Origin of the sequence: Cohnella baijiui (assembly GCF_020731285.1) — a bacterium.
Classification (GTDB): Bacteria; Bacillota; Bacilli; order Paenibacillales; family Paenibacillaceae; genus Cohnella.
This window is the reverse complement of sequence record NZ_JAJFOW010000045.1, coordinates 36,617-52,544: the sequence shown is the minus strand read 5'-3', so window position 1 is coordinate 52,544 and position 15,928 is coordinate 36,617. Positions and strand designations below refer to the sequence as shown.

Below are 15,928 nucleotides of genomic sequence, written 5' to 3'. Positions count from 1 at the left end.
TATGTAGACTACCTACTTTGGCGGGCTGGTGTGCTCATGCGGCGGATGTGCGTATATAAACTACCTACACTGGCGGGATGTGCGCTCGTGCGGCGGATGTGCGTATTACCCCGCACACCGACACACCTGCCCCACACCAGCCCAAACGCAAAAAAACCGCCCCCGACCGGGGGCGGTTTGCCAAAGCTGCACGCTCATCGGGCAGCAGCGCCTTTATCAGCAGTCTGCGCTTTTATCAGCGGGCAGCTGTGCCTTTTTATACGTAGATGTCGGCTACTTGGTTCGTCTGCTCGCGGTTGCGGCCGACGGAAAAGATGGCGATCGGGATGCCGGTCAGCTCGGAGACGCGGTTCACGTAGTTGCGCGTGTTCTCCGGCAGGTCGTCAAGCGTCTTGGCGTTCGAGATGTCCTCGCTCCAGCCCGGCAGCTCCTCGTATACCGCTTCGCACTCGGCGAGCGTCTTGAGGTTGGCCGGGTAGTGCTCGATCAGCTCGCCGCGGTAGCGGTACGCCGTGCAGATCTTGACCGTCTCGAGGCCGCTCAGCACGTCGAGCGAGTTCAGCGAGAGGCCCGTGATGCCGCTGACGCGGCGCGCGTGCCGGACGACGACGGTGTCGAACCAGCCGACGCGGCGCGGGCGGCCCGTGACGGTGCCGTACTCGTGACCCTTGTCGCGGATCAGCTGGCCCAGCTCGTCGTGCAGCTCGGTCGGGAACGGACCGTCGCCGACGCGGGTCGTGTAGGCTTTGGCGACGCCAATGACCTGACGGATCTTGGACGGGCCGACGCCCGAGCCGATGCAGACGCCGCCCGCGGACGGATTCGAGCTCGTCACGAACGGATACGTGCCTTGGTCGATGTCGAGCATGACGCCCTGGGCGCCCTCGAAGAGCACCTTCTTGCCGTCGTCGATCGCGTCGTTCAGTACGACGGACGTATCGGTGACGAGCGGACGCAGCTTCTCGGCCAGCGCCAGGTACTGTTCGATGATCTGCTCGGCTTCCAGCGGCTCTCCGCCGTACATTTGGGTGATGATCTGGTTTTTCTCCGCGACGAGGCGGCGCGCCTTGTCCGCGAACTCCTGCGGATCCATCAGGTCCGCGATGCGGATACCGTTGCGCGCGGCCTTATCCATGTACGCCGGGCCGATGCCCTTGCGCGTCGTACCGATCTTGTTGTCCGCCTTGCGGTCTTCCTCGAGGCCGTCGAGCACGAGATGGTAAGGCATGATCACGTGCGCGCGGTCGCTAATCCGCAGATTTTCGGTGCTGAAGCCATTGTCTTGAATATATTGAATCTCTTCTGCCAGCGCGGCCGGATTGATGACCATGCCGTTGCCGATAACGCATAGCTTATTCTGATTGAAAATGCCCGAAGGAATCATCGTCAGCTTATACTTCTTGTTCTGAATCAGGATCGTATGTCCGGCGTTGTTGCCCCCTTGGTAACGGGCGACGACGTCCGCTTTCTCCGCGAGGTAGTCGGTGATCTTCCCTTTGCCCTCGTCTCCCCACTGCGTTCCTACAACGACTACTGTAGACAATGCAATCCCTCCATCCGGCCGATTCGATCCGCCGGCATGATGATGCCGTACCGGTCGGTCGCGGGCGCTGCGCGCGCACGACAAACGCATCGGGAACGGTCGATCGGTCCCGACGGACGGCAAATGGCCGCTGAAGCGGCATGATTAGTGTAGCAAGCGGCCGACGGGAAGTCAACAAAAAGGCGAACAATTAAACAAGCGTCCATATGATTGTTCGGAAATCATTCAAAGAAAAACCGCGTGAGCGCGCTTTCGCCCCGTTCCCCAGCCGACTTTGGCTTTTGAGCCAGCACGAAGCCGCCCTCTTGCGAAAAGAGGGCGGACCGGCATCCCCTATGAAGTCGCCGGGGCCCCTGTTAGGAAGCATTCCCGACTACGGATTCGCCATGCGCGCGATCAAGGCTGACGAATTTGTTGAAGTTTTTCAGGAACACCAGTTCGACCGTCCCGACCGGACCGTTCCGCTGCTTGGCGATGATGATTTCGATGATGTTTTTCTTCTCGGTGTCGTGATTGTAGTAGTCGTCCCGGTACAGGAACGCGACGATATCGGCGTCCTGCTCGATCGAGCCCGACTCCCGAAGGTCGGACATCATCGGACGTTTGTCCTGCCGCTGCTCGACGCCCCGCGACAGCTGCGACAGGGCGATGACGGGCACCTCGAGCTCCCGCGCGATCTGCTTCAGCGTACGGGAGATTTCCGAGACTTCCTGCTGCCGGTTCTCCCCCGGCTTGCCCCGTCCCTGAATGAGCTGCAGATAGTCGATGAGGATCATGCCGAGGCCCTTTTCCTTCTTGAGCCGACGGCACTTGGCCCGCAACTCGGCGACTGTGATGCCTGGCGTATCGTCGATGTACACCTGCGCCTCGGAGAGCGAGCCGATCGCCATCGACAGCTTCTCCCAGTCGTCGCCTTCGAGAAAGCCCGTCCGCATGCGGCCCGCGTCCACGTTCGACTCGGCGCAGATCATCCGCTGCACGAGTTGGGCCGCCGACATTTCGAGGCTGAAGATGGCGACGGTCTCACCCGCGCGCACGGCGACGTTTTGCGCGATGTTCAGCGCGAACGCCGTCTTGCCGACCGAAGGGCGGGCCGCCACGATGATCAAGTCGTTGCGCTGGAAGCCGGACGTCATCTTGTCGAGATCCGGGAAGCCCGACGGGATGCCGGTAACGCCTCCCTTGTGGTTGAACAGGAACTCGACGCGTTCAAAAACGTCCATCAGGACGTCGCGGATGCTGATGAAGCCCGACGACGCCCGCCGGTTCGACAGCTCCAGGATGCGCTGCTCAGCGTCGTTCAGCAGCGCGCTGACGTCCTCGTCCGCCGCGAAGCCGCTGCTGACGATCTGCGTGGCGGTGCGGATGAGGCGACGCAGCATCGACTTTTCCTCGACGATCTGCGCGTAGTAGTCCACGTTCGCCGCGGTCGGCACCGCGTTGGCCAGCTTGGCCAAGTACGTAACACCGCCGATCTCCTCGAGCTGGCCGCGGTCCTGCAGCATCGCCGTCAGCGTGATCAGGTCGAGCGGCTGATTGTCCTCGCCGAGATCGACCATCGCCTCGAAGATGCGCTGGTGCGCCACGCTGTAGAAGTCCTCCGTCCGAACCCGCTCCATCGCCGTGATGAGCGCCTCGGTCTCCAGCAGGATCGCGCCGAGCACCGCCTGCTCGGCTTCGAGATTTTGCGGCGGGACGCGGTCAAAGCCTAGCTGTTCCCCGCTGCCGGTCATGGCCTCATTCCTCCACGACCTGTACGCTCAGCGTGCCCTTCACATCGGGATACAGCTTGAGCGGCACCTTGGTCACGCCCAGCGTGCGGATCGGATCGGCGAGCTCGATCTTGCGCTTGTCGACGACGATCTTCTGCTTTTCGAGCGCCTCGGCGATCTGCTTGCTCGTGATCGCGCCGAACAGCCGTCCGCCCTCGCCGGCCTTCGCCTTGATGACGATCGTCATCTCCTCCAGCTTGGCGGCGAGCGCCTTGGCCTCCTCCTTCTCGCGCTCCTTGCGCTTCTGCTCGGAGAGCACCTTCTGGTCCAGCGTCTTCTTTGCGCCTTCCGTGGCGATCTGAACGACGCCCTTCGGCAGCAGGAAGTTGCGCGCGTAGCCTTCGGATACGTCCTTGATTTCGCCCTTCTTGCCCTGGCCCTTCACGTCTTGCAGGAAAATGACTTTCATTCGAACAACCCCTCTTCCCCATGAATATCGCTAAGCACTTGCTTCAGTTTGGCTTCGGCTTCCTCGATCGTCCCCTGCATCTGGCAGGCGGCATTGGTCAAATGCCCGCCGCCGCCAAGCCGTTCCATGACGACCTGCACGTTGATTTGTCCGAGCGACCGCGCGCTGACGCCGATCGTGCCGTCCGGACGGAGCCCGATGACGAACGAAGCGCGGATGCCCGTCATGTTCAGCAGCGTGTCCGCCGCTTGGGCGATGAGCAGCTGCGGGATCGGCTTGGCCGGATCCGCCGCCGCGATCGCGATATGATCCAGATACGTCTCCGCGTTGCGGATGATTTCGGCTTTTTTGATGTACTCTTCGAGGTCTTCCTTCAGCATCCGCTGAATGAGCGCCGGATCGGCGCCGTTGCGGCGCAGAAACGAAGCGGCCTCGAACGTCCGCGAACCGGTGCGCATGGCGAAGCTCTTAGTGTCGACCGTGATGCCCGCGAGCAGCGCGGTCGCCTCGCGGACCTCCAGCACGACGCGCTCGTGGATGTACTGCAGCAGCTCCGTGACGAGCTCGCAGGTGGACGAGGCGTAAGGCTCCATGTACACGAGCACCGCGTCCTCGATGAATTCCTCGCTGCGCCGGTGATGGTCCACGATGACGATCCGGTCCGTCTGCTGCAGCAGCCTAGGCTCGGCGACCATCGACGCCCGGTGGGTGTCGACCACGACGGCGAGCGATCGCTTGGAGGTGAGCTGCAGCCCCTGCTCAGGGGTGATGAACCGGCGGTAGAGCTTCTCGTCTTCCTTCAGCATGTCCATCATCCGCTGGATCGCCGGATTCACGCCCTCCACCACGATGAACGCTTCCTTGCCGAACTGCTGCGCCGCCTTGAGCACCCCGATCGCCGCGCCGACCGCATCCATATCGGGCATCTTGTGCCCCATGATGACGATGTGGTCGCTCTCCTTCATCAGGTCGCGCAGCGCGTGGGAGATGACGCGGGCCCGCACGCGCGTGCGCTTCTCGATGGCGTTGCTCTTGCCGCCGTAAAAGCTCTGCCGCTGACCGAACTTGACGACCGCCTGGTCGCCGCCCCGGCCGAGCGCGATATCGAGGCTGCCCTGCGCCAGCTGGCCGAGCTCGGAGATGTTGTCCGCGCCGGAGGCGAAGCCGATGCTGAGCGTCATGGGCAGCTTGAGGTTCATCGTCTGCTCCCGCACGTCGTCCAGCAGCTCGAACCGCGACTGCTCCAGCTGGCGCAGCGCGAGCTGGTTGGTGATGACCAGGTAGCGGTCCGAGGACAGCCGGCGAAGGTACAGGCCGTACTTTTGCGCCCATTCGGTGATCTCGCCGGTCACCTTGGACAGCATGAGCGCCCGCTGCTGGTCGTCCATGCCTTGGGCGACTTCCTCGAGATTGTCCATCATGACGATGCCGAGCGTGAGCTTCTCGTCCTCGTAGCGCTTGGCGAGCGTCCACCGCTCGGTCACGTCGATCACGAAGAGCATCCGCTCCTGCGCGCGGAAATGAAGCTCGTAGACCCGTCCGCCGACGGTCGTCTCCCATTTGGGCGCTTCCTTGTCTTTGTCCTTCTCTTTGTCCTTTTCCTTGGCCTGAGGCAGGCCGGGAAACAACTCGGCGAGCGGGACGCCGACGACGGAGGGGCGCCCCGTCACGGTCGTAATAAAGGCATTATGCCATTGGACTTCCTTGTCTTCGTTGTAGAGGATGACGCCGAACGGCAGATGGCCGATGACTTCGTTGCCGACGCCTTTGATCCGGTAAGACAGCGTCAGGACGTAATCGTTCAAATCTTTGCGAAACGCGCGCTCCGCCATCAAGGCGTAAAAGGCGACCGCTCCGCCCAGCACGAGGGCCACGAGTCCGAGTATCCACTGGAACCAGGTGAGGGCCACCGTGAGCAGAAGGATGAGAACGAGCGCCCAGACGTTGTGCATGCCGTGCCATCGCTGAACGAGAAACTTGGGCATGTAAAGCTTCGCTCCTCAGAACCGGCACGCTGCCGTGCCTTCGTTAATACCGATCCGCCAAAATACCATCGCGCACCGAGAGGTTCACTTCTTCGCGAAATACTTGCGCAGCGGGAACGCCACGTCGAGCAGTCCGATCAGATAGAACGGAGGGAACAGCAGCACCGGGATCATCAGCACGATCGGAATGATCTTCGGCCACTGCTTGGCGCCGGCGAGATAAAAGAAAAACGCCATCGCCTGGACGGTAAAAGCGAATTGCAGGATCGGCATCGCATTCGAAGCGACGGCACTCCAGAAGCCGGTGCTGCTCGCCGGGACGGCATAGCTCAGGATCACGGCAATGAGGTAATAAAAGACCAGGCTCCGCGGCAGCATCCACGTCTTCATCTCGGGGAGCGCCGGCGCCACGATGCCCGACATCGCGAGCGCCCGGCGGGACAAAGCGTGGGTCACGATCGCGATCAGGAACGATGTGAGCAGCAGCAGCGTCGGCAGCATCCGCACGATCGCGTCGCCGATCGACGTGGCCGCGGTGGCCCAGTCGCCGGCGATGAGGTCGTTCGCCTGCATCTGCTTCATCCAGTCTTCGATAAAGGTGGCCAGTTGGGCGGAGAAATCGATGTTGTACTGCGCCGAGAACAGTGCAAGCTCCGTCAGCAGTTGGGCGAGCAGGACGAGGAAGCCAACCATGACAACCGTCTTCGCTTTGGCTCTTCGCTTGTAGAGGTGGCCCATGACGATGGACGGCACCAAAAAGAAAAATCCGAACGTCAACGCGATGGCGCCCGCGCTTCCTAGCATCAAATAGGCGACGGCTGCGATCGCGACGATGTGAACCGCGAAAGACACCGGCTTGAGCATCGTATACAGCACAACCAGCGGCGTCATGAGCAAAAACAGCGTAATGCCGCTTAACGAAGTAGCGATGCTAAGCAGCAATACCAATGCCGCGGCACTCCAAGCCAGCGACTTCCAACCCATGTTCAAAGGGGTCACCTCTTGCGTATGTGTTCTTCTAAGGCCGAGAGATCCCGATAGTGGTCCTCCAGCTGATGTCCTTCTTGCTTCAGCCTGGCGAGCTTGTCGGCGATCGCGCCGTCCAGGTCGCGATAGGATACCCCGAGGCGCCTGCCCAGGATGTAGCCGCTCGCGATCAGTCCGGCCAGACTGTCGGTAATGCGGACGGCACTGCCGTCCCACATCGCTTTGAACAGCCGGGATACCTGATCCACCACTTCGCTCTTCAACCACTCGATCAATCGGGCTCTGCCCGCCACGTCCAGGTCGCGTTCGGTCTGGGACATTGCGCTCCCCCCTACTGGGTGATCTAACGGCACGCAAGTTTGTCTTCGGCTCCAAAGCTGTACCACTCATTATAGCACAAATCCGCGCCCCGCCTGCAATTGAGGATTATGTCCAATCGAACGACAACAAACCGCAGGCGTCGGCGCCTGCGGCCGTCTGGAAGCGTATTCCCGCGCCGGATTCGCGCGATTGATGGCGAGGCCTAGCCCTTCATGCCCGATCGGCTTGCCAGTCGTCGCCCTCGTTTGCCAATATCCACCCGAAATGCCGCAAGGTCGACAGGGGCGCGTACTCCCGGTTGCCGATCGAGAGCAGCTCTGCGGCCCCTCCCTCCCATGCGAGACGATGACCCCGCTCCAGCATCAATTCGCCGGCCGCGGGCGTCGAAGCCGGGGCTGCCAGCCGCGCCGGCTCGCCCTCCGCCAGCTTCAGCGTATGCGTCTTGTCGTCCCACTCGGTCCGGTAGCCGGCCGTCCGCAGCGCGGCCGCGTCGAAGTAGAGGGTGCCCCGGTAGCGGACAAGCGGCACCCGGGGGCCGTCCAGGTCGAGCATGCCCGCCGGCTTGTCCGGCATCCGCGCGAATTCGCTCTTCACCGGACGTCCGGCGATCGCCTGCTTGTGCAGGCCGCGTTCGTCCAGGACCACCTTCCCCCCGACGACCACGTAGCGGATGCCCGTCGACGTCAGCTCCGGCCTCTCCACCGTCGACCGGTCGCTCACCTTTCCGGCGTCGAAGACGACGAGGTCCGCATCCATGCCTCGAGCAATCCGCCCCTTCTTGCGCATCGCGGGCACCTGCCGCTCCAGCCGCTGGGCGGGCATGAGCGACATTTTGGCGATCGCGTCCGTCAGCGTCAGCACCTGATGCTCTCGCACATACAAGCCCAGCGTGCGGGCGAACGTCCCCGAAGCGCGGGGATGGTTGTTGTTGCCCGGCTCGAGGATCGCGTCGCTGCCGATCATGACGAACGGCGCCGTCAGCGAGTCGTCGATATCCGACTGCGGGATCGCGTAGGCGACGGCGAGCTTGCCCTGCTTGCGGAACTCGCCGAATGTCGTCGCCGTCAGCCGGTCCCGCGTCCCGGCGATCTGCAGATCGTGATAGGTGATGCGGAACCTCCGCTGCCAGCCGTCGTCGAAGCGCGCCGAGTTCAGATACGTCCCCCAGTAGTCATACGGGTAGGTGCAGGCGGTGATGTCGAGCCCCTCCTGCCTGGCCGCGTCCAGCATGCCGAGCGACTGCTTCATCGAAAAGGTGCCGCCGGTGCTGTTGATGTGGTCGACGTGCACGGAGGCGCCCGTCGTGCGGGCATAGCCGATGATTTCGTTGATGGCGTCCATATTCGTTCCCGGCTCCTCCATATCGGAGTAGCGCGCGTGGAAGTATACCGGCACGTTGTATTTGTAGGCGAGCTTCATGAGCGGCACGATCTCCGACGCCCCGATGCCGGGCACGTACTCCAGGCTGAACGAGATGCCGAGCACCCCGTCGTTCAGTGCCTGCTCCGCTTCGCGAACGAGCTTGGCCGTCTGCTCCGGCGTCGCCGGCTGATAGAGGCCGATGCCGAGCTTGTTGCGGGCCTTCGTGTAGAAGAAGGATGCCCCGTAATGGAGCGGCGGGCGGCTGCGCTCGTAATAGGGGTACCATTTGCGCGGGGAGTCCGTGCCCCCGTGCATGGCGATGTTGGAGGTGACGCCGTCGGCGATCTTATTCCACACGCCGAGCGGATTGGGATCGTAGGACAGGTTGTCGATAAAGCCGGGGGAAACGACAAGCCCGGTTGCGTCGAGGACGCGGCGCCCCTTCAAGGGCTTATCCGTGACGAGGGCGATCCGACCGCCCTCCACCCCCACGTTCAGTCCCGTCCGGTCGAGCTGCGTCTCGGGATTGACGACCCGACCGTTCCGAATGACGAGGTCGTACGTCCGCGCGAGCTCCGCCGCGGCCGGACGGTCGATGCCGTCGGCCCCAGCCGGCGCCGTTCCGCCATCTGCCGAGACGCCGTTTTCCCGGATCGTCCCGCTTGCCCCCTGTGGTTTGCCCGCATGCCGCGCGGCGGCCTCCGGGCGTCTCGCGGCCGTTTCCGCCGGGCCGAAGAGGCTGAGCATAAGCCAGCCGGCCCCGGCGAGGAAAACGGCGGCCAATCCCGCGCCCAGCGCGAGGTTCTTTTTGCGTTTGTTCGTATGGTCTGCGGTCATCTTGAGCCTCCAGCGTGTGCCCGTTCGCGCTCGGACGGGTCTCTCTATGGAGCGGAACCGCGCTGCCCGCGGGAGGACATGCGCCACTCGCAGCTAGCGCGATGGCGGATTCCCGCGGGCATTTCGGTCCCGCAACGCGGAGGCGGCAGCCCCGGATCGGGGCTGCCGCCAACCTTTTCCATATTTACGCTTCCCGTTTTACCCGTTTTTCATCCGTTTGGAACGGGAGCAGGAGACTCTCGCAGTAATCGATGATGTCGCTTCGGCGAACGATGCCGATAAACGTGTTCATGTCGTCGACGACCGGCACAAAGTTCTGGGTCTTGGCGAGGGAAATCAGGTCCTCCATGTTCGCGTCGATGCGTACGGCGCGATTGTTCAGGCGCAGGGAGATTTCCGACAGTGCGACCCGATGGGTATGATCGAAAGAAAGTTCGGTATGGCTTCTCATGTACCACAGCAAATCGCCTTCCGTGACGGTACCCACGTATTTGCCGTCTTCGCTGATGACGGGAACGGCCGTATAGCGGTGGCGCTCCATCTTCTCCAGCGTCTGGCGCAGCGTGGCGTTTTCCGGCAGGCAGACTACCTCCTGCTTGGGCAGAAGGAAAAACGCGATATTCATCTTTTTCCTCTCCTCCAGCACGATTGCAGCATCTCCTCGGCTTCCGGTGAAGTCGGATAAGTCGGACGGACTCGCCCGCTCCGTTGGCCGATCCCCATTATACCACGCGAGACCTTGGCAACACCACGGCCTCGCGTCGCGGAGGACGGACGCCGCGTTTAGGCGCCTTGAGCTGTGGCCGTCGCTCCCGGCACCATCAGCTCGGACATGGGCGTATCCGCGTCCAGCCATTGGCTGATGGTCGCCCGTACGTCCGCCAAGTCTTTCTCGTCCGCCAAATAGTACCAGAGGTTCTGGGCGCCCATGCGCTTGCCCGTTCCTTTGAGCGTGTAGCTCTGGATGTGGTGGTCGGTTTGCAGGAATTGCTTGGCGAGTTCCGACAGCTCGGACGGCGTCAAGTCGGTACGGAAGTTCTCGCCGACGATATCCAGCAGATCCGGGATCTTGTTCCATTGTTGAAGCGAGGAAGCTTTGTGCATCAACGACTCTAGAAAGACGCGATTGCGCTCGGTCCGCGCCATGTCGCCGCCCGCGTCTTCACGGTAACGGACGTAGTTCAGCGCTTCCTGGCCGCTATAGCTGTCTTTGTTGGCTTTAACGACGAACTTTTCGTGGTCCTTGCCCTTGTTCACGATGTCCTTGCCGATCGGCAGCGGGATGCCCCCGAGCGTGTCGACCGCCTTCACGAAGCCCTGAAAGTTGATCGACGCGTAGTGGGCGACCGGCGCGCCCAGCAGCTCCTTCACGCTGTTGACCGCCATCTCCGCCCCGCCGAACGCGTAGGCGTGCGTGATTTTGTCCTGCTTGTTCTTGCCCACGATTTCGGTGTACGTATCTCGGGGAATCGACACCATGAGCACGTTGCCGTCCTTCGGCCGCACGACCGTGTAGATCATCGTGTCCGAGCGGCCCCGCTCCGCAGACCGGGCGTCTACGCCGAGCAGCAGAAGGCTGAACGGCTCCTGCACGGCCGGCGTTTCCGAAGGCGTCGGCGACCCGCCGTTGATCGGCGCGTAAGAGTCGGCCAACTTGGCCTCCACTTGCTTGGACAGGAAGGCGTCGTACCCCCATGCGGCCAGGGCGCCCCGGTTGGCGTAACCGATCCCGGCCGCCGCCAGGAGCAGGACGAGCACGCTGAGCAGCGTTACAGTAAGTTTGCGATGTTTATTCATGATGCTATGGCCTCTTTCCTTATGCGTAGTTTTGCCGTCGTATTCATTACGATAGAGCCGCGCGAATTGTTACAAACAGATTACAGAAGCGCAGCCGGATGTTGCCGCCGTTTCCAGTCGCCGCCTTTGCGCCCTCCTTCGCCCTTCTCCATCCATCTTCGCCCTTCCGCCAATGCCCGCTTGATAAATCGGCCGCATTTCGGCTATACTGAGTGGCAAATGATATCGACAAACGGCCTGTGAAGAGCATCCAACTCGGAGGCGTTTTCGTTAAAGGGACCTTCCCGGTCTCTCAAGTCAACCGGCACCGCCCGTTATTGCGGAACCAAGGCGGATCGAACGCTCGCGCGTTCGGTCAAGTTGGGTGGCACCGCGAGCAAGAGCGCTCCTCGTCCCAAACGGATGAGGGCGCTCTTTGTGTTTTTCGCCATTGAATACGGGAAAAGGAGCGGTGCAGCATGTTGGATTTGAAGTGGATCAGATCGCACGTAGAGGAGGTGCAGCGGGCGGCGGATCGCAAGCATATCGATCTGTCGGTAAAGGAGGTGCTGGCGCTGGACGACCGGAGACTCGATCTACTGGCCGAGGTGGAGGAGCTTCGGAGACGGCGCAACGAGGCTTCGAAGCGCATCGAGGCGTGGAGACGGAGCGGCGAACGCGAGGCGGCTGAGCAGGCGCAAGCCGAGGTTGCCGCCTCGAAGGCGAAGCTGGGCGAGGCCGAAGTCGCCCTTCGCGAGGCGGAAGGCGAGCTGCAGGCGCTGCTCCTCCGCGTGCCGAATCCGGTATCGCCCGATACGCCGGACGGCGAGTCGGACGCCGATAACGTCGAGCTCAGGCGGGTCGGCGAGCCGCCGGCGTTCGATTTTCCCTATCGCGACCATGTCGCGCTGGGCGAGCTGCACGGCATGCTCGACCTGGCAAGGGGCGTCAAGACGTCGGGCAGCCGGCACTATTATTTGACGGGTACGGGGGCGCTGCTCCATCGCGCCGTCCAGCAGCTTGCCGTCGATCTGCTGCTCCGCAAAGATTACGTCCTGATGGACGTTCCCCTTATCGTACGCGGCGAGGCGCTGACGGGCACCGGCTTCTTCCCGCTCGGCCGCGATCAGGTGTACCGGCTGGACGAAGAGGACCAGTGGCTCGTCGGCACGTCGGAAGTGTCGCTCGTCTCGTACTTCGCGAACGAGGTGCTGGATCTCGCGCGGCCGATCCGGCTGGCGGCTGCTTCGAGCTGCTTCCGCAGCGAAATCGGGTCGGCCGGCCGGGACGTCCACGGCCTCTACCGCGTCCATCAATTCGCCAAGGTCGAGCAGGTCGTCCTTTGCGAAGCGGATCCGGCCGTGTCGGATGCGATGCTGAGCGAGATTACCGCCCATGCGGAGGAGCTTCTCCGGCTGCTGGAGCTGCCCTACCGGGTCGTCGCCGTTTGCGCGGGCGATATGTCGCAGAAGACGTACAAGCAATACGACATCGAGACGTGGATGCCGAGCCGCGGCACGTACGGAGAGACCCATTCGGCATCGAATCTGCACGACTTTCAGGCGCGTCGTTCACGCATCCGCTATCGGACGCCGGAGGGCAAAACGGCGTACGCCCACACGCTGAACAACACGATGGTGGCCACGCCCCGCATCCTCATTCCGCTCCTGGAAGTGCATCAGGCGGCGGACGGATCGGTCCGCATTCCGCCCGCTTTGCGACCCTATCTGAACGGCATGGAGCGGATTGCCCCTCCGATACCTGGCACCACTTCGGAAGACTAAGTAATATGTAGTGTTACTAAGTGGTATATAGAAACACAAAGAAATACCCGACCTCGCCAAGAACTCCTTGGTAGGGTCGGGTATTGTCTTCTGATCGAAATCAGGTCCAAGAGGCGATATCGTCGTCGTCGATGTCGTCGGAAGACGGCGAATCGGGCTCGTTTGGCGTCGAAAAAGAGGGAGCAATTGTCGAATCCGAAGCGGTCGCCGGGCCGGTAGCCGATTCCGAGGCCGATGCGGAAGACGACGATGGAGCGGGAGCCGCCTGAGCGGCAGCCGCCTCGGAAGCGCCGGCTGCGATTTCCGCCGCCGAAGAAGCGGTGGAGGAATCGGATGCCGAGGAGGCAGCGGCGGCTGGCGACGTGGAGGCGTCGGAGGACGAAGCGTCGCCAACGGGAGACGGCGATTCGTCCAGGGCGTCCAGCGTGGCCCGCTCGGCGGGGATGCACGTCTGCAGATTGCGGACGCCGTGCTGAAGCACCTCGTTCTCGATGAGGTAGCGGAGCGAGTCCATCAGATTCGTTTGCGCATTGATCCACGCCATGACGGACGCGTGCTCGGTTTTGCGGGTTTTCAGGCTGATATTCTCGCCCGGTTGCTTGGCTTTCTTCACGACATGGTCACCTTCCAAGCTTCATTCAAGTAAAAACGGCTTTGACGTCTTCCCAGACGGCAATACGTTTTTATCGGAGACGGATCAGTGAAGGATAGGTGAACTTATCCTTTCTGATCCGTCAAGTAAAAACGGCGGCGCCGTCTTCGCGGAAAAGGAAGAAGGCGGCGCGTTTTTAATCGGCGGTCGCGCGGACCGGATCAGGCCGGCTGAACGGTTTTGCTTTTCAGCGCTTCGTAGATCTTGCCGCGGGCGAAGGCGTCTAGGCCCATCGCGTTCAACTGGACGGCGTACTCCGCTGGTATGTAGAGCAGCTTCATCTCGCGCTCCTCGCAGATCGTCTTCAGCTGCGGATAGAGGAAGGAGCGCATGAGGATGCTGCCGCCGCCGTAGACGCAGATGACGTCGATCTCATTGCGGGCGCGAGTCAGCTGGCGCTGGACGTGCTGCATGATCTGCCGCCCCTGCGTCTCGAGCGGGCGCTTCAGCGTCTTGATGGCGCGAGCATGGTATTTGTGCTTCGCATTCTTGATCACGTCGCTGAAGAACTGGCGCGGGCTATCCGGCAGCTTGATCAGCTTGTTGAAGTCGGGCAGGGCTTCCTCGAGCGCGTAGCCGACGCCGTGATGGCTGCCGTGCACGAACTGGCGGAGGAACTTGTTACCCTCGGTAATCGGGTACTCGGTGGAGCCGTCGCCAATGTCGACATGCAGGATGCGCTTGTCTTTAAAGTAGCTGCCGTTGAACTTTTTGGCATCTAGCTCGTACGCTTCGGCGAAATCCTTGAAGATGTCGCCGGACCGCCAGCTGCCCTCCGTATCCTTCTGCAGGGTGAAGATGACCGATGTCGCCTCGGGGACGACCTTCGTATAGACGAAGGCGATCTTGACCGAGACGCGGTGAATGCCGAGATGGACGGTCACGTGATGGGTGCCGTTCATGTACCGCTTCTCGAACTTGGCCGCGTTCTCGTCGGTATGCTGCGTCACCGGCAGCGCGGCGGCCATGTCGGCGTCGACCTCCACGACGTCCGGGAGCTTCTTCTCCTCTTCATACGCCTTTTGGACCGCCACGGCGGCGATCTGCGCCAGCGTATTGACGATCGGCAAATCCATGTCGGACTTCAGATCGATGCCGATCTGCAGGTTGTCCAGAATCTCGCCGCTCTCCAGCGCGAACTTGCCGATATAGTACATCCCGGGTCGCGCCGCGGGAGAGTCGACGGTGACGACGAGCTGCTCCTGCAGATTTTTGATGAAGCTTTCCGGCGCCTGCTCTTCGCTCCACGGGAGCGTATCTACTGTGCAATTCACGTTCGGCTGCTGGACGAGCCTGCCGTCGATGATCAGATCGTGTTCACTGTTCCCATTGTCGTTGCCTACAAAAAAGTGGTATTTCATCCGGTTATCCTCCTTTTTGTATGGGGTAGGGTGGGTTGCGGTCGCAGCTGGTACTACCTAGCCTCACATTCGATTACCAAGCCATACGTTATTAAAAGTTCCCGCTTCTTTGCCGTTCTCCTGCCTCTCGGGCGCTAAGTGAGGAAGTTCTAATCTGACGACTGGATGCGACAGCTAATGGAAAGAAGATCTGCCAAATTTCGCGCTAAAACGGCTTGGATCACCCGTCCGTGCACCGCTCCCGTACGAACTGGATGAACGTCCGCACATGGTAGGACAGCGTGTCCTCCTTGCGATAAGCGAGGCAGACGAAGCGGCTTCTCACCTTGCCGGGCAATTCTCTGGCCGCCAGCTCTCCCTCTGCGACTTCCTTCTCTACGCTCCGCCAAGGCAGTATGCCGATCCCGATGCCGTGCTTCACCGACTCTTTGATCGTCTCGATCGCGCCGAGCTCCATCCGGATCTGCCATTTCAAACCGTTCTCGCTCGCCCATCGCTCGGACAGCTCCCGCGAAGTCGATCCCTGCTCGTGAACGAGAAAAGGCGCATCCAGCAAGTCCTCGACCGCGAGCCGATCGAGCCGCGCCAGCGGATGGCCGATCGGCAGCACGAGCATCAGATCGTCCTGTACGAGCGGAACGACATGGAGCCCCTCGGCCGTCGGGTCCAGCAGCGAAACGACCGCCACGTCGACTTCGTAATCCCTCAGCAACCCCAGGATCGCGCCGGCCTGCTTGACCGTGAGAGTCGGGATAACCTGCGGGTAATTCGACTGGAATTCCGCCAGATAAGGCGGCATGAAATAGGTCGCGGGCGTATAGCTCGCTCCGATCTTGAGCGGTCCCCTCCCCTGCTCCCGATGCTCGGTCATCAATCGATCGGCCTCGTCCAGCAGGGCGCATACCCGTCTGGCATAAGGGAGCAGCGTCTGTCCCGCGTCGGTCAGCTGCATCTGCCGCGTATGCTTGCGAAACAGCTCGACGCCGAGCGTCTCCTCCAGCTTTTTGAGATGAAAGCTAACCGTCGGCTGCTTGAGCCGCATCTCCGATGCCGCTTCCGTCAAAGTCCCGTAACGGGCGGCGTTCGCGAATACGCGCAGCTGCTGAATGTTCATCGGCCATCCCTCCACGCCTAATATA

13 protein-coding genes are annotated in these 15,928 nt (G+C 61.9%); 1 reads left to right on the top strand and 12 read right to left on the bottom strand.

Annotation, left to right across the window (positions count from 1 at the left end; genetic code table 11):
* Positions 1–256: 256 nt before the first annotated feature.
* The 9 genes from LKX83_RS27385 to LKX83_RS27345 form a co-directional block, all read right to left on the bottom strand.
* Positions 257–1,543, bottom strand: a complete 1,287-nt coding sequence (locus LKX83_RS27385) for an adenylosuccinate synthase (protein ID WP_227886020.1) — start codon at positions 1,541–1,543, stop codon at positions 257–259.
* A gap of 356 nt (positions 1,544–1,899) precedes the next feature.
* Entirely contained in the window at positions 1,900–3,276 is a 1,377-nt protein-coding gene (gene dnaB / locus LKX83_RS27380; protein WP_227886019.1) for a replicative DNA helicase, read from the bottom strand.
* Between the two features lie 4 nt (positions 3,277–3,280).
* Positions 3,281–3,724 carry a 50S ribosomal protein L9 gene (gene rplI / locus LKX83_RS27375; protein WP_227886018.1) on the bottom strand — a complete coding sequence of 148 codons (444 nt, stop codon included), beginning with the start codon at positions 3,722–3,724 and terminating at the stop codon, positions 3,281–3,283.
* Positions 3,721–5,709 (bottom strand): DHH family phosphoesterase, encoded by a 1,989-nt coding sequence (locus LKX83_RS27370; protein ID WP_227886017.1) that lies wholly within the window; start codon positions 5,707–5,709, stop codon positions 3,721–3,723. The genes rplI and LKX83_RS27370 overlap by 4 nt, the downstream gene beginning before the upstream one ends.
* Positions 5,710–5,793: 84 nt before the next feature.
* The gene (locus tag LKX83_RS27365; RefSeq protein WP_227886023.1) at positions 5,794–6,693 is read right to left on the bottom strand and encodes a DUF2232 domain-containing protein; all 900 of its coding nucleotides are present in this window, start codon (positions 6,691–6,693) and stop codon (positions 5,794–5,796) included.
* 11 nt (positions 6,694–6,704) lie between these two features.
* Entirely contained in the window at positions 6,705–7,016 is a 312-nt protein-coding gene (locus LKX83_RS27360) for a MazG-like family protein (RefSeq protein WP_227886016.1), read from the bottom strand.
* Positions 7,017–7,227: 211 nt separating this feature from the next.
* The gene (locus LKX83_RS27355) at positions 7,228–9,216 is read right to left on the bottom strand and encodes an amidohydrolase family protein (protein WP_227886015.1); all 1,989 of its coding nucleotides are present in this window, start codon (positions 9,214–9,216) and stop codon (positions 7,228–7,230) included.
* 184 nt (positions 9,217–9,400) lie between these two features.
* Positions 9,401–9,841: a CBS domain-containing protein gene (locus LKX83_RS27350; protein ID WP_227886014.1), complete on the bottom strand. Its 441-nt coding sequence runs from the start codon at positions 9,839–9,841 to the stop codon at positions 9,401–9,403.
* A 158-nt stretch (positions 9,842–9,999) separates the two neighbouring features.
* Positions 10,000–11,013, bottom strand: a complete 1,014-nt coding sequence (locus LKX83_RS27345; RefSeq protein WP_227886013.1) for an LCP family protein — start codon at positions 11,011–11,013, stop codon at positions 10,000–10,002.
* A 458-nt stretch (positions 11,014–11,471) separates the two neighbouring features.
* On the opposite strand from LKX83_RS27345, the gene serS reads away from it, so the two are divergent.
* Positions 11,472–12,776 (top strand): serine--tRNA ligase, encoded by a 1,305-nt coding sequence (gene serS / locus LKX83_RS27340; protein ID WP_227886012.1) that lies wholly within the window; start codon positions 11,472–11,474, stop codon positions 12,774–12,776.
* A 100-nt stretch (positions 12,777–12,876) separates the two neighbouring features.
* On the opposite strand, the gene LKX83_RS27335 is transcribed toward serS, so the two are convergent.
* The 3 genes from LKX83_RS27335 to LKX83_RS27325 all read right to left on the bottom strand — a co-directional run bounded on the left by LKX83_RS27335 (position 12,877) and on the right by LKX83_RS27325 (position 15,903).
* Complete coding sequence (locus tag LKX83_RS27335) at positions 12,877–13,389, bottom strand: hypothetical protein (RefSeq protein ID WP_227886011.1); 513 nt, start codon at positions 13,387–13,389, stop codon at positions 12,877–12,879.
* A 200-nt stretch (positions 13,390–13,589) separates the two neighbouring features.
* The gene (locus tag LKX83_RS27330) at positions 13,590–14,789 is read right to left on the bottom strand and encodes a ParM/StbA family protein (RefSeq protein ID WP_227886010.1); all 1,200 of its coding nucleotides are present in this window, start codon (positions 14,787–14,789) and stop codon (positions 13,590–13,592) included.
* Positions 14,790–15,009: 220 nt separating this feature from the next.
* Positions 15,010–15,903 carry a LysR family transcriptional regulator gene (locus LKX83_RS27325; RefSeq protein ID WP_227886009.1) on the bottom strand — a complete coding sequence of 298 codons (894 nt, stop codon included), beginning with the start codon at positions 15,901–15,903 and terminating at the stop codon, positions 15,010–15,012.
* Between the last annotated feature and the right edge of the window lie 25 nt (positions 15,904–15,928).

Excerpts from the sequence above, each read along its gene's own strand:
- dnaB (WP_227886019.1), bottom strand. The coding sequence starts at position 3,276 with ATGACCGGCAGCGGGGAACAGCTAGGCTTTGACCGCGTCCCGCCGCAA.
- rplI (WP_227886018.1), bottom strand. The coding sequence starts at position 3,724 with ATGAAAGTCATTTTCCTGCAAGACGTGAAGGGCCAGGGCAAGAAGGGC.
- LKX83_RS27370 (WP_227886017.1), bottom strand. The coding sequence starts at position 5,709 with ATGCCCAAGTTTCTCGTTCAGCGATGGCACGGCATGCACAACGTCTGG.
- LKX83_RS27365 (WP_227886023.1), bottom strand. The coding sequence starts at position 6,693 with ATGGGTTGGAAGTCGCTGGCTTGGAGTGCCGCGGCATTGGTATTGCTG.
- LKX83_RS27360 (WP_227886016.1), bottom strand. The coding sequence starts at position 7,016 with ATGTCCCAGACCGAACGCGACCTGGACGTGGCGGGCAGAGCCCGATTG.
- LKX83_RS27355 (WP_227886015.1), bottom strand. The coding sequence starts at position 9,216 with ATGACCGCAGACCATACGAACAAACGCAAAAAGAACCTCGCGCTGGGC.
- LKX83_RS27350 (WP_227886014.1), bottom strand. The coding sequence starts at position 9,841 with ATGAATATCGCGTTTTTCCTTCTGCCCAAGCAGGAGGTAGTCTGCCTG.
- LKX83_RS27345 (WP_227886013.1), bottom strand. The coding sequence starts at position 11,013 with ATGAATAAACATCGCAAACTTACTGTAACGCTGCTCAGCGTGCTCGTC.
- serS (WP_227886012.1), top strand. The coding sequence starts at position 11,472 with ATGTTGGATTTGAAGTGGATCAGATCGCACGTAGAGGAGGTGCAGCGG.
- LKX83_RS27330 (WP_227886010.1), bottom strand. The coding sequence starts at position 14,789 with ATGAAATACCACTTTTTTGTAGGCAACGACAATGGGAACAGTGAACAC.
- LKX83_RS27325 (WP_227886009.1), bottom strand. The coding sequence starts at position 15,903 with ATGAACATTCAGCAGCTGCGCGTATTCGCGAACGCCGCCCGTTACGGG.